A 13,017-nucleotide genomic window follows, 5' to 3' on the forward strand; every position below is an offset into this window, starting at 1 on the left:
AATGATTCGCTTTGAACATGTCAGCAAGGCCTATCTCGGTGGGAGACAAGCGCTGCAAGGGGTCACATTCCATATGCAGCCGGGCGAGATGGCGTTTCTGACCGGCCACTCCGGCGCGGGGAAAAGTACCCTGCTGAAGCTTATCTGTGGGATTGAGCGGCCCAGCGCCGGGAAAATCCTCTTCAGTGGGCATGACATCACGCGACTGAAAAACCGTGAAGTGCCGTTTTTGCGTCGTCAGATCGGCATGATTTTCCAGGATCACCACCTGTTGATGGACCGAACGGTATTCGACAATGTGGCGATCCCGCTGATTATCGCCGGTGCCAGCGGGGATGATATTCGTCGTCGCGTATCGGCGGCGCTGGACAAGGTTGGACTGCTGGACAAAGCGAAAAACTTCCCGATTCAGCTCTCCGGGGGTGAACAGCAGCGTGTCGGGATCGCCCGTGCGGTGGTGAACAAGCCAGCGGTACTGCTGGCGGATGAACCGACCGGTAACCTGGATGACGCGCTGTCGGAAGGGATTCTGCGTCTGTTCGAAGAGTTTAACCGCGTCGGGGTGACGGTGCTGATGGCGACGCACGACATCGGGCTCATTTCCCGTCGGTCGTACCGTATGCTTACCCTGAGTGATGGCCATTTGCATGGAGGCGAAGCCCGTGAATAAGCGCGACGCTATCAATCAAATCAAACAGTTCGGCGGACGGCTGGACCGTTTTCGTCGTTCCGGCGGCTCCTCCGGTGACGGTGGACGTAACGCGCCGAAGCGGGCGAAACCGTCGCCAAAGCCGAACTCACGTAAAACCAACGTCTTTAACGAGCAGGTGCGCTATGCGTTCCAGGGCGCGTTACAGGATCTGAAAAGCAAACCGCTGGCGACGTTTCTGACGGTGATGGTGATTGCCATCTCCCTGACTCTGCCGAGCGTCTGCTACATGGTCTACAAAAACGTTAACCAGGCAGCGACGCAGTATTACCCGTCTCCGCAGATCACCGTTTATCTGCAAAAAACGCTGGATGATGATGCGGCGGCAGGCGTCGTCGCCCAGTTGCAGGCTGAGCAGGGTGTGGAGAAGGTGAATTACCTTTCTCGTGAAGATGCCCTCGGCGAATTCCGCAACTGGTCCGGTTTCGGCGGCGCGCTGGATATGCTGGAAGAGAATCCCTTGCCTGCGGTGGCGGTGGTGATCCCGAAACTCGACTTCCAGAGCACCGATTCGCTGAATACGCTGCGCGACCGCGTCTCTCGTATTAACGGGATTGATGAAGTGCGGATGGACGACAGCTGGTTTGCCCGTCTGGCGGCGCTGACCGGTCTGGTCGGGCGAGTGTCGGCGATGATTGGTGTGCTGATGGTTGCCGCCGTCTTCCTCGTCATTGGTAACAGCGTGCGGCTGAGCATCTTTGCCCGTCGCGATACGATTAACGTGCAAAAACTGATTGGTGCGACGGATGGATTTATCCTGCGTCCGTTCTTGTACGGCGGCGCATTGCTCGGTTTTTCTGGCGCATTTCTTTCACTGATTTTGTCAGAAATTTTGGTGTTACGACTGTCGTCGGCGGTCACGGAAGTGGCGCAAGTTTTCGGAACGAAGTTTGATCTCAATGGCTTATCGTTCGATGAGTGCCTGTTACTGCTGCTGGTTTGCTCGATGATCGGCTGGGTGGCGGCGTGGCTCGCGACGGTTCAACATTTACGTCACTTTACTCCTGATTAAAAAAACCGTGATATAATCTTTCCCTGCAATGGGTTTCCGTTCGCAGGGAAAGAGTTCCTGTTGTCTCTTCCCCACTTTTCATCTTCATGTCACAATTTGTGCGTAATTTATACACAACGTTGCATTGAACTTGTGGATAAAATCACGGTCTGATAAAAGAGTGAATGCTAATCTCGTTGCTCATTAACGCTGGCACGGTTGTTGCTGATATCTATCGCTGTGGTGCCAGACGATAAAAATTGAGAGGATTTGAATGACCAAAGAAATGCAAAATTTAGCTTTAGCCCCTGTTGGTAACCTGGAGTCTTACATCCGGGCTGCGAACGCGTGGCCGATGTTGTCGGCTGACGAGGAACGGGCACTGGCTGAAAAGCTGCATTACCAGGGCGATCTGGAAGCAGCTAAGACGCTGATCCTGTCTCACCTGCGCTTTGTTGTTCATGTTGCTCGTAACTATGCGGGCTATGGCCTGCCGCAGGCGGATCTCATTCAGGAAGGGAATATCGGCCTGATGAAAGCCGTGCGCCGTTTCAACCCGGAAGTGGGTGTGCGCCTGGTTTCCTTCGCCGTGCACTGGATTAAAGCTGAGATCCACGAATATGTCCTGCGTAACTGGCGTATCGTGAAAGTGGCGACCACTAAAGCACAGCGTAAGCTGTTCTTTAATCTGCGTAAAACCAAGCAGCGTCTGGGCTGGTTTAATCAGGATGAAGTGGAAATGGTGGCGCGTGAGCTGGGTGTTTCCAGTAAAGACGTCCGCGAGATGGAATCTCGTATGGCGGCGCAGGACATGACGTTTGATATGTCCCCGGACGATGAGTCCGACAGCCAGCCGATGGCGCCCGTCCTGTATCTGCAGGATAAAACCTCTAACTTTGCCGACGGCATTGAAGAGGATAACTGGGAAGATCAGGCTGCCAACAAACTGACCCATGCGATGGAAGGTCTCGACGAGCGTAGCCAGGATATTATCCGCGCCCGCTGGCTGGACGAAGATAACAAATCTACGCTGCAGGAACTGGCCGATCGCTACGGTGTTTCCGCAGAACGTGTGCGTCAGCTTGAAAAGAACGCCATGAAAAAACTTCGCGCCGCTATCGAAGCGTAACTCCCGCGAAGCCCCCGCTAAAACCCTGGATAACTGTCCGGGGTTTTTGTTTTTTTAGCGCCTGATCTGGCGAATTCCTCCCCCCTGGCAAACACTTACCGATGGGTTGTGCGCATCTTAGGGGAAGAAAATGAAGAATAACGAACTGAATGAACGGCGTTTGCAGGCGACGCCGCGCGGGATCGGCGTGATGTGTGGCTTTTACGCTGAGAGGGCGGAAAACGCAACATTGTGGGATGTGGAAGGCCGTGAGGTGATCGATTTTGCCGCTGGTATTGCGGTGCTGAATACCGGGCATCGTCACCCAAAAATCATCGCCGCCATCGAAAAACAGCTCCAGTCTTTTACTCATACCGCTTACCAGATTGTTCCCTACGAAAGCTATGTCCGACTGGCGGAACGTATCAATAAACGTGTGCCGATTGACGGGCCGGTGAAGACGGCATTCTTCTCCACCGGGGCAGAAGCGGTGGAAAACGCGGTGAAGATTGCCCGCGCATATACCAAACGACCCGGGCTCATTACCTTTGGCGGCGCTTTCCACGGGCGGACTTTCATGACGATGGCGCTGACCGGTAAAGTGGCACCTTACAAAATCGGTTTTGGCCCGTTCCCTGGTTCGGTTTATCACGCTCAGTACCCTAATGCGTTACATGGTGTGAGCACCGCCGATGCGCTGCAAAGTCTGGAGCGCATTTTCAAAGCCGATATCGCGCCAGATCAGGTTGCCGCCATCATTCTTGAACCGGTTCAGGGCGAAGGGGGTTTTAATATTGCGCCAACGGAGTTCATGCAGGCGCTGCGGGCGTTGTGCGATACCCACGGTATCTTGTTGATCGCCGATGAGGTGCAAACCGGCTTTGCCCGTACCGGCAAACTGTTTGCGATGGAGCATCATGGCGTACAGCCTGATCTGATGACGATGGCGAAAAGCCTGGCAGGCGGTATGCCGCTCTCTGCGGTCGCTGGCCGTTCCGAAGTGATGGATGCCCCTGCGCCTGGTGGTCTGGGGGGAACGTATGCCGGTAACCCGCTGGCGGTTGCTGCGGCACACGCGGTGCTGGATGTGATTGATGAAGAACAGCTCTGCGCCCGCGCCGCTACATTGGGCACGACGCTGGTCGAGGCGTTGAACCAGGCAAAAGCGGACTGCCCGTTTATTGCCGATATTCGCGCGCAGGGGTCGATGGTGGCGGTAGAATTCAACGATCCGCATAGCGGAAAACCTTCCCCGGAATTCACGCGGCAGGTGCAGGATCGCGCCTTGCAGGAAGGACTTCTGCTACTGAGTTGCGGCGTGTATGGCAACGTCATCCGTTTTCTTTATCCGCTCACCATCCCTGACGCGCAATTTCGTCAGGCGCTCGGCATTATCACCCACTCGCTGACACGATAAACCTGTGCCGTCCATTACCGGGCGGCACGACGCTATGTCGTTCACTTATTATTTGAATATGAAATTAGCTATTCCAAAACTATAAAAATGGGGTATGTTTTAGCAGAGTGTGCTGAAAATGCGCGAGCTGCACACCTATAATCGAAATAAAGCGCTACACAACAACATCACAATAGTCGTAATAACCATAAGAATGGGGAAGGTCAGGATGAATATGAAGGGTAAAGCGTTACTGGCAGGATGTATCGCGTTGGCATTCAGCACAATGGCTCAGGCCGATATTAAAGTCGCTGTTGTCGGTGCGATGTCCGGTCCGGTAGCCCAGTACGGCGACCAGGAGTTTACTGGCGCAGAACAAGCGGTTGCAGACATTAATGCCAAAGGCGGAATCAAAGGCGAAAAACTGCAGATCGTTAAATATGATGATGCCTGTGACCCGAAACAAGCGGTCGCAGTCGCCAACAAAGTGATTAATGACGGCATCAAATACGTTATCGGCCACCTGTGCTCCTCTTCCACTCAGCCCGCGTCTGACATCTACGAAGACGAAGGCATTCTGATGATCACCCCGGCGGCAACGGCACCGGAGCTGACCTCTCGCGGCTACAAGCTGGTGCTGCGCACCACGGGCCTGGACTCAGACCAGGGTCCGACCGCCGCGAAATACATTCTGGAAAAAGTGAAGCCGCAGCGCATCGCGATCGTTCACGACAAACAACAGTACGGTGAAGGTCTGGCGCGTGCCGTGCAGGAAAATCTGAAGAAGGGCAACGCTAACGTGGTGTTCTTTGACGGTATCACCGCCGGTGAGAAAGACTTCTCCACGCTGGTGGCGCGTCTGAAGAAAGAGAATATCGACTTCGTTTACTACGGCGGTTATCACCCGGAAATGGGGCAGATCCTGCGTCAGGCACGTGCTGCAGGTCTGAAAACGCAGTTCATGGGTCCTGAAGGGGTAGCCAACGTTTCCCTGTCTAACATCGCCGGTGAATCGGCCGAAGGTCTGCTGGTGACCAAACCGAAGAACTACGACCAGGTACCTGCGAACAAACCTATCGTTGATGCGATCAAGGCGAAAAAACAAGATCCGAGCGGGGCGTTCGTGTGGACCACCTACGCCGCGCTGCAATCTTTGCAGGCGGGCCTGAACCAGTCAGCCGATCCGGCTGAAATCGCCACCTGGCTGAAAGCGAACTCCGTGGATACCGTCATGGGACCGCTGTCGTGGGATGAGAAGGGTGACTTGAAAGGCTTTGAATTCGGCGTCTTCGACTGGCATGCCAACGGCACGGCGACCGACGCGAAGTAATTTACACGGCGTCATTGCGCATTGCAGGTGCATTGGCTGTGTTATTCAACCCCGGTCACTTACGTCGGTAAGCTTCCGGGGATGTCATCCCTTGCCGCCTTCCTGCAACACGAAATTCTTGGGAAAAGGCAGCAGAGAATATAGCCAGCCGGGTAAGGCGAAGCCGCCACCCGGCTTTTTTAACGTTTTTCCCAGCCGTTTTGCTGTGCGGTGAAGCCCAGTACCTGCATAAACGCCGCCATGACGCCCCGGTCTTCCACGCCGACATCCGCCATCCACCAGGAGGAGACGTTCGGATTATCATGGATCACTTCTTCCACCAGATATTTTCCCACCCCCCGACGCCGCGTGACGTCACGGATGCGCAGCGAATCCAGCGCGCCCTGAGTGCCGCTCGGGGTGACCCTTACGGCGCCTAACAACCGCTCATTAAATCGTGCCGCGTAGATCCGGTGCGTTTCATCTACGCTTAAAGAGGCGGCGGAATACTCCGGCCAGATTTTGCCCAGGTCGATCAGATCCTGATCGCTAAAGTGTTCTAAACGAATGATGGTCAGCTTCATCGACAGCATGTCCAAATCACAAAAGAGAGTGCAAGTGTACCGAAATAATTCAACCGGACGCTTTCTCTTTTTTAAATCATTTGGCAGGTGATTAATTTTATGACGGTCAGAACCTCAGTTCGAAACATCAGAGAATGAAAAACAGGCAGGATAATACCCTGGAAGGTAGTGTTTTATTCGGCTCATTGTCCCGTTATTTTATGCTGACAAGTGTGCTTTTTTTTGTTTATCTATGGTGAAAAGCAGAATATTATCTGTTCTTAATAGACTGAAAAATAGAGGTTTTACGCTGTATTTGCGGAAAATACTGCGCTAAACCATTAATCAGACTGGTAAAAATAGTGTAGTGCAAAAAAAGCACAGTCTGCTTTTTAACCATATAAATAGAAAATAAGTACATCACGAATGGGGATTCAGTAAATGAAACGGAATGCGAAAACGGTCATCGCAGGGGTGATTGCACTGGCGATGTCACAGGCGGCAATGGCAGAGGATATTAAAGTTGCTGTTGTCGGCGCGATGTCGGGTCCAGTGGCGCAGTGGGGCGACATGGAATTTAACGGCGCGCGTCAGGCCATCAAAGACATCAACGCCAAAGGCGGCATCAACGGCGACAAGCTGGTCGCTGTGGAATATGACGACGCCTGCGATCCAAAACAGGCCGTGGCGGTGGCGAACAAAATCGTCAACGACGGTATTCAGTATGTGATTGGTCACCTCTGCTCCTCTTCGACTCAGCCTGCGTCGGATATTTACGAAGATGAAGGCATTCTGATGATCTCGCCTGGTGCGACCAACCCGGAACTGACGCAGCGCGGCTACGCGCACATCATGCGTACCGCGGGACTGGATTCTTCTCAGGGACCGACCGCGGCAAAATACATTCTTGAGAGCGTAAAACCGCAGCGCATCGCCATCATTCACGACAAACAGCAGTACGGTGAAGGCCTGGCGCGCTCTGTTCAGGATGCGCTGAAAGCGGCAAACGCCAATATCGTCTTCTTTGATGGCATCACCGCAGGCGAGAAAGATTTCTCCGCGCTGCTTGCGCGCCTGAAAAAAGAGAACATCGACTTTGTGTACTACGGCGGCTACTACCCGGAAATGGGGCAGATGCTGCGCCAGGCGCGCTCCGTCGGGCTGAAAACCACGTTCATGGGGCCGGAAGGCGTGGGCAATGCATCGCTGTCGAATATCGCCGGTGAAGCAGCTGAAGGCATGCTGGTCACCATGCCAAAACGCTATGACCAGGATCCGGACAACAAAGCGATTGTTGATGCGCTGAAAGCCGATAAAAAAGATCCGACCGGTCCGTATGTGTGGATCACCTACGCTGCTGTGCAGTCACTGGCAACGGCAATGGACCGTTCTGGCAGCAAAGCGCCGCTGGATCTGGTGAAAGATTTAAAAGCAAACGGTGCTGATACCGTCATTGGGCCGCTGAAATGGGATGAAAAAGGCGATCTAAAGGGATTTGAATTTGGTGTCTTCCAGTGGCACGCCGATGGGTCATCCACGGCAGCCAAATAATTATCCCACCGCCCGTTCACGCGGGCGGAAATAGAAAGGTTTTTTTATGTCCGAGCAGTTCCTGTACTTTTTGCAGCAGATGTTTAACGGCGTCACGCTGGGAAGCACCTATGCGCTGATCGCCATCGGTTACACCATGGTGTACGGCATTATCGGCATGATCAACTTCGCCCACGGCGAGGTATACATGATCAGTAGCTATGTCTCTTTTATGATTATCGCGGCACTCATGATGATGGGGATCGATACCAGTTGGTTGCTGGTGGCGGCCGGATTCATTGGGGCGATTATCATTGCCAGCGCCTACGGCTGGAGCATTGAGCGGGTGGCGTATCGGCCCGTCCGGAATTCCAAACGTCTGATTGCGCTGATCTCCGCGATTGGGATGTCTATCTTCCTGCAAAACTACGTCAGCCTGACGGAAGGTTCACGTGACGTGGCGCTGCCCAGCCTGTTCAACGGGCAATGGGTCGTGGGGGCCAGCGAAAACTTCTCCGCCTCGATCACCACCATGCAACTGGTCATCTGGGTTGTGACCTTCCTGGCGATGCTGGCACTGACCATTTTTATCCGTTACTCCCGCATGGGACGTGCCTGCCGTGCATGTGCGGAAGACCTGAAAATGGCCAGCCTGCTCGGGATTAACACGGACCGCGTGATTGCGTTGACCTTTGTGATTGGCGCAGCGATGGCGGCAGTGGCCGGCGTGCTGCTCGGGCAATTCTACGGGGTGATCAATCCCTATATCGGCTTTATGGCCGGGATGAAAGCCTTTACCGCAGCGGTACTTGGCGGGATCGGCAGCATTCCAGGCGCGATGATCGGCGGCCTGATTCTGGGCGTCGCGGAAGCGCTTTCTTCTGCTTATCTGAGTACGGAATACAAAGACGTGGTGTCGTTCGCCCTGCTGATTCTGGTACTGCTGGTGATGCCGACCGGGATTCTGGGCCGTCCGGAGGTAGAGAAAGTATGAAACCGATGCATTTTGCGATGGCGCTGCTCTCTGCCGCGATGTTCTTCGTGCTGGCGGGCGTCTTTATGGGCGTTCAACTGGAACTGGATGGCACCAAACTGGTGGTGGACACCGCTGCCGACATCCGCTGGCAGTGGGTGTTTATCGGCACTGCCGTGGTCTTTTTCTTCCAGATGCTGCGTCCGGTATTCCAGAAGAGCCTGAAAAGCGTCTCCGGGCCGAAGTTTATTTTGCCAGCGATTGATGGCTCAACCGTAAAGCAGAAGCTGTTCCTGATTGCGCTGCTGGTGATTGCCGTGGCGTGGCCGTTTATGGTCTCGCGCGGCACGGTGGATATCGCCACGCTGACCATGATTTATATCATTCTCGGCCTGGGGCTGAACGTTGTCGTCGGGCTTTCCGGCCTGTTGGTATTAGGCTACGGCGGTTTCTACGCAATTGGCGCGTACACTTTTGCGCTGCTGAACCACTATTACGGTCTCGGCTTCTGGACCTGCCTGCCGCTGGCGGGACTGGTCGCAGCGGCGGCGGGTTTCCTGCTGGGCTTCCCGGTGCTGCGTCTGCGTGGCGACTACCTGGCAATCGTCACCCTGGGATTTGGTGAGATCGTCCGTATTCTGCTGCTCAACAATACTGAAATCACCGGCGGTCCGAACGGCATCAGCCAGATCCCGAAACCGACGCTGTTCGGTCTCGAGTTCAGCCGCAGCGCACGTGAAGGCGGCTGGGATACCTTCAGCAACTTCTTCAATGTGAAATACGATCCGTCCGATCGCGTGATTTTCCTCTATCTGGTCGCGCTGCTGCTGGTGGTGCTGAGCCTGTTTGTGATTAACCGTCTGCTGCGTATGCCGCTGGGGCGAGCGTGGGAAGCGCTGCGTGAAGATGAGATCGCCTGTCGCTCTCTGGGTCTGAGCCCCACGCGCATCAAGCTGACCGCCTTTACCATCAGCGCCGCGTTTGCCGGTTTCGCCGGTACGCTGTTCGCGGCGCGTCAGGGGTTTGTCAGCCCAGAATCGTTCACTTTTGCCGAATCGGCGTTTGTGCTGGCGATTGTGGTGCTCGGCGGGATGGGGTCCCAGTTTGCGGTGATCCTCGCGGCCATTCTGTTGGTGGTGTCGCGTGAACTGATGCGTGATTTCAACGAATACAGCATGTTAATGCTGGGTGGTTTGATGGTACTGATGATGATCTGGCGTCCGCAGGGTTTGCTGCCGATGACCCGTCCACAGTTGAAACTGAAAAACGGGGAAGCGAAAGGAGAGCAGGCATGAGTCAGCCATTATTATCGGTTAACGGTCTGATGATGCGCTTCGGCGGTCTGCTGGCGGTGAACAACGTTGAACTGGAGCTGCATCCGCAAGAAATTGTGTCGCTGATTGGGCCGAACGGCGCCGGTAAAACCACGGTGTTTAACTGCCTGACCGGTTTTTATAAGCCGACGGGGGGCACCATTAAGCTTCGCGATCAGCACCTTGAAGGGCTGCCGGGGCAACAAATTGCCCGGATGGGCGTGGTGCGAACTTTCCAGCACGTGCGTCTGTTTCGCGAAATGACGGTGATTGAAAACCTGCTGGTGGCACAGCATCAGCAACTGAAAACAGGCGTGTTTTCCGGTCTGCTGAAAACCCCGGCGTTTCGTCGGGCGCAGAGCGAAGCGCTGGATCGCGCGGCCACCTGGCTTGAGCGTATCGGGCTGCTGGAGCATGCGAACCGTCAGGCCAGTAACCTGGCTTATGGCGACCAGCGCCGTCTGGAGATCGCCCGCTGTATGGTGACGCAGCCAGAAATTTTGATGCTGGATGAACCGGCTGCGGGTCTTAACCCGAAAGAGACCAAAGAGCTGGACGAGCTGATTGCCGAACTGCGCAACCATCACAACACCACCATTCTGCTGATTGAACACGATATGAAGTTGGTAATGGGGATTTCCGACCGTATTTACGTGGTGAACCAGGGCACGCCGCTGGCGAACGGGACGCCGGAACAGATTCGAAATAACCCGGACGTGATCCGTGCATACCTTGGTGAGGCATAAGATGGAAAAAGTCATGTTGTCCTTTGACAAAGTCAGTGCCCACTACGGCAAAATTCAGGCGCTGCACGAGGTGAGCCTGCACATCAATCAGGGAGAAATTGTGACCTTGATTGGTGCCAACGGCGCGGGAAAAACCACGCTGCTTGGCACGCTGTGTGGCGATCCGCGTGCGACCAGCGGTCGGATTGTGTTTGATGACAAAGACATTACCGACTGGCAAACGGCGAAAATCATGCGTGAAGCGGTGGCGATCGTTCCGGAAGGGCGTCGCGTGTTTTCCCGCATGACGGTGGAAGAGAATCTGGCGATGGGCGGTTTTTTTGCCGAGCGCGATCAGTTTCAGGCACGCATCAAGTGGGTATACGAATTGTTCCCGCGTCTGCATGAGCGTCGTATTCAGCGTGCGGGCACCATGTCCGGCGGTGAACAGCAGATGTTGGCGATTGGTCGTGCGCTGATGAGTGAACCGCGCCTGCTGCTGCTTGATGAGCCATCTCTGGGGCTGGCGCCGATTATCATCCAGCAGATCTTCGACACTATCGAACAACTGCGCGAGCAGGGAATGACCATCTTCCTCGTTGAGCAGAACGCTAATCAGGCGCTGAAGCTGGCCGATCGTGGCTACGTGCTGGAGAACGGTCATGTCGTTCTCGAAGACACCGGCGACGCATTGCTGGCAAACGAAGCGGTACGCAGCGCGTATTTAGGCGGTTAAGCGGTTTGTGATGCCTGATGGCGGCGCATGGCGTCTTATCCGGCCTACACGACATTCGATATTTACACCTGATGCAGGCCGGGTAAGGCGAAGCCGCCACCCGGCTTTTTTTGTTTTCTTGCCACTGAAACGTCATTCACCTGAAGCCTGGCTGTCACCGCTTCGTCATCTGACGGTTATCTTTCTGTCATTCGCGCATGTCATGTTACCTCGCGAGCATAAAACGCGTGATTTCGCGCATCCGGCACAATAAGAGAGATGATGACAATGACATCGTTACGACACACAGCTTTGGGTCTGGCGGTTGGTCTGGCTTTTGCGACAAACGCAATGGCCGTTACCACCATTCCATTCTGGCATTCCATGGAAGGGGAGTTGGGTAAAGAAGTTGACTCCCTGGCGCAACGTTTCAACGACACCCACCCGGATTACAAGATTGTGCCGGTGTACAAAGGTAACTACGAGCAGAGCCTGAGCGCCGGTATCGCCGCGTTCCGTACCGGAAATGCACCGGCGCTGCTGCAGGTTTATGAAGTCGGCACCGCGACGATGATGGCCTCAAAAGCGATTAAACCGGTTTACGAAGTGTTCAAGGATGCGGGCATCAACTTCGACGAGTCACAGTTTGTTCCGACCGTTTCCGGTTACTACACCGATTCGAAATCCGGGCATCTGTTGTCTCAGCCATTTAACAGCTCTACGCCGGTGCTGTACTACAACAAAGACGCCTTCAAAAAAGCGGGCTTAGATCCGGAGCAGCCGCCGAAAACCTGGCAGGATCTGGCGGATTACACCGCGAAGCTGAAAGCCGCAGGGATGAAGTGTGGCTACGCCAGCGGCTGGCAGGGGTGGATCCAGATTGAAAACTTCAGCGCCTGGCACGGTTTGCCGGTGGCGACCCAGAACAATGGCTTCGACGGCACTGATGCGGTGCTGGAGTTCAACAAGCCAGAACAGGTAAAACACATCGCGCTGCTTGCCGATCTGAACAAGAAGGGCGATTTCAGTTATTTCGGGCGTAAAGATGAATCCACCGAGAAGTTTTACAACGGCGATTGCGCTATTACCACCGCCTCGTCCGGTTCGCTTGCGGATATCCGTCATTACGCCAAATTCAACTATGGCGTAGGCATGATGCCTTACGATGCGGATGCCAAAGGCGCACCGCAGAACGCCATCATCGGCGGCGCGAGCCTGTGGGTAATGCAGGGCAAAGGCAGCGACACCTACAAAGGCGTGGCCGAGTTCCTCGACTTCCTGGCAAAACCGGAAAATGCGGCCGAATGGCATCAGAAAACCGGTTATCTGCCGATCACCAAAGCGGCTTATGACCTGACTCGTGAGCAGGGCTTCTATGACAAGAATCCCGGGGCAGACATTGCGACCCGCCAGATGCTGAACAAACCGCCGTTGCCGTTCACCAAAGGGCTGCGACTGGGCAATATGCCGCAGATTCGCACCATCGTTGATGAAGAACTGGAAAGCGTGTGGACCGGCAAAAAAACGCCACAGCAGGCGCTGGACTCTGCGGTAGAACGTGGTAATCAGTTGCTGCGCCGCTTTGAGCAGTCGACCAAATCGTAATCTGTGACTTGCCCGGTGGCGCGTAGCGATCCGGGCCTAAAACGAACTACATGCAGGCCGGGTAAGGTGTAGCCGCCACC

At 54.8% G+C, this 13,017-nt stretch carries 12 protein-coding genes; 11 read left to right on the plus strand and 1 reads right to left on the minus strand.

Features of this window, described 5'->3' with window-relative positions; translation table 11 throughout:
- Position 1 precedes the first annotated feature (1 nt).
- From ftsE to livJ, 5 genes are all read left to right on the plus strand, one after another.
- The gene (ftsE, locus tag ACQ0PY_RS01540) at positions 2-670 is read left to right on the plus strand and encodes a cell division ATP-binding protein FtsE (protein WP_042998481.1); all 669 of its coding nucleotides are present in this window, start codon (positions 2-4) and stop codon (positions 668-670) included.
- A complete protein-coding gene (gene ftsX / locus ACQ0PY_RS01545; protein WP_042998480.1) occupies positions 663-1,721 on the plus strand; it encodes a permease-like cell division protein FtsX in 1,059 nt (352 codons plus the stop codon). Before ftsE ends, ftsX begins: the two co-directional genes overlap by 8 nt.
- 253 nt (positions 1,722-1,974) lie before the next feature.
- Positions 1,975-2,829 carry an RNA polymerase sigma factor RpoH gene (gene rpoH, locus ACQ0PY_RS01550; protein ID WP_042998479.1) on the plus strand — a complete coding sequence of 285 codons (855 nt, stop codon included), beginning with the start codon at positions 1,975-1,977 and terminating at the stop codon, positions 2,827-2,829.
- 130 nt (positions 2,830-2,959) lie between these two features.
- Positions 2,960-4,225, plus strand: a complete 1,266-nt coding sequence (locus tag ACQ0PY_RS01555) for a 4-aminobutyrate--2-oxoglutarate transaminase (RefSeq protein WP_054176487.1) — start codon at positions 2,960-2,962, stop codon at positions 4,223-4,225.
- A gap of 208 nt (positions 4,226-4,433) precedes the next feature.
- On the plus strand, positions 4,434-5,534 hold the full coding sequence (livJ, locus tag ACQ0PY_RS01560) for a branched chain amino acid ABC transporter substrate-binding protein LivJ (RefSeq protein ID WP_142764811.1): 1,101 nt from the start codon (positions 4,434-4,436) through the stop codon (positions 5,532-5,534).
- Positions 5,535-5,713: 179 nt separating this feature from the next.
- On the opposite strand, the gene panM is transcribed toward livJ, so the two are convergent.
- Positions 5,714-6,097, minus strand: a complete 384-nt coding sequence (panM, locus tag ACQ0PY_RS01565) for an aspartate 1-decarboxylase autocleavage activator PanM (RefSeq protein WP_109740602.1) — start codon at positions 6,095-6,097, stop codon at positions 5,714-5,716.
- Between the two features lie 420 nt (positions 6,098-6,517).
- Here panM and livK point away from each other — a divergent pair, with 420 nt between their 5' ends.
- From livK to ugpB, 6 genes are all read left to right on the plus strand, one after another.
- Positions 6,518-7,627, plus strand: coding sequence for a high-affinity branched-chain amino acid ABC transporter substrate-binding protein LivK (livK, locus tag ACQ0PY_RS01570; protein WP_058587458.1), 1,110 nt, complete (start codon positions 6,518-6,520; stop codon positions 7,625-7,627).
- Positions 7,628-7,673: 46 nt separating this feature from the next.
- Positions 7,674-8,600: a high-affinity branched-chain amino acid ABC transporter permease LivH gene (gene livH, locus ACQ0PY_RS01575; protein ID WP_042998474.1), complete on the plus strand. Its 927-nt coding sequence runs from the start codon at positions 7,674-7,676 to the stop codon at positions 8,598-8,600.
- A complete protein-coding gene (gene livM / locus ACQ0PY_RS01580) occupies positions 8,597-9,874 on the plus strand; it encodes a branched chain amino acid ABC transporter permease LivM (RefSeq protein ID WP_042998473.1) in 1,278 nt (425 codons plus the stop codon). Before livH ends, livM begins: the two co-directional genes overlap by 4 nt.
- Complete coding sequence (gene livG, locus ACQ0PY_RS01585) at positions 9,871-10,638, plus strand: high-affinity branched-chain amino acid ABC transporter ATP-binding protein LivG (protein ID WP_042998472.1); 768 nt, start codon at positions 9,871-9,873, stop codon at positions 10,636-10,638. Before livM ends, livG begins: the two co-directional genes overlap by 4 nt.
- Before the next feature lies 1 nt (position 10,639).
- A complete protein-coding gene (gene livF / locus ACQ0PY_RS01590) occupies positions 10,640-11,353 on the plus strand; it encodes a high-affinity branched-chain amino acid ABC transporter ATP-binding protein LivF (protein WP_044253570.1) in 714 nt (237 codons plus the stop codon).
- 267 nt (positions 11,354-11,620) lie between these two features.
- Positions 11,621-12,937 (plus strand): sn-glycerol-3-phosphate ABC transporter substrate-binding protein UgpB, encoded by a 1,317-nt coding sequence (gene ugpB, locus ACQ0PY_RS01595; protein WP_044253566.1) that lies wholly within the window; start codon positions 11,621-11,623, stop codon positions 12,935-12,937.
- The last annotated feature ends 80 nt before the right edge of the window (positions 12,938-13,017 follow it).

It is taken from the genome of Citrobacter sp. LST-B2 (genome assembly GCF_057983045.1).

Bases quoted from the DNA above. Each gene is read 5' to 3' on its own strand.
- panM (WP_109740602.1), bottom strand. From the start codon at position 6,097: ATGAAGCTGACCATCATTCGTTTAGAACACTTTAGCGATCAGGATCTG.
- ugpB (WP_044253566.1), top strand. From the start codon at position 11,621: ATGACATCGTTACGACACACAGCTTTGGGTCTGGCGGTTGGTCTGGCT.
- livJ (WP_142764811.1), top strand. From the start codon at position 4,434: ATGAATATGAAGGGTAAAGCGTTACTGGCAGGATGTATCGCGTTGGCA.
- livF (WP_044253570.1), top strand. From the start codon at position 10,640: ATGGAAAAAGTCATGTTGTCCTTTGACAAAGTCAGTGCCCACTACGGC.
- livK (WP_058587458.1), top strand. From the start codon at position 6,518: ATGAAACGGAATGCGAAAACGGTCATCGCAGGGGTGATTGCACTGGCG.
- ftsE (WP_042998481.1), top strand. From the start codon at position 2: ATGATTCGCTTTGAACATGTCAGCAAGGCCTATCTCGGTGGGAGACAA.
- rpoH (WP_042998479.1), top strand. From the start codon at position 1,975: ATGACCAAAGAAATGCAAAATTTAGCTTTAGCCCCTGTTGGTAACCTG.
- livG (WP_042998472.1), top strand. From the start codon at position 9,871: ATGAGTCAGCCATTATTATCGGTTAACGGTCTGATGATGCGCTTCGGC.
- livH (WP_042998474.1), top strand. From the start codon at position 7,674: ATGTCCGAGCAGTTCCTGTACTTTTTGCAGCAGATGTTTAACGGCGTC.
- livM (WP_042998473.1), top strand. From the start codon at position 8,597: ATGAAACCGATGCATTTTGCGATGGCGCTGCTCTCTGCCGCGATGTTC.
- ACQ0PY_RS01555 (WP_054176487.1), top strand. From the start codon at position 2,960: ATGAAGAATAACGAACTGAATGAACGGCGTTTGCAGGCGACGCCGCGC.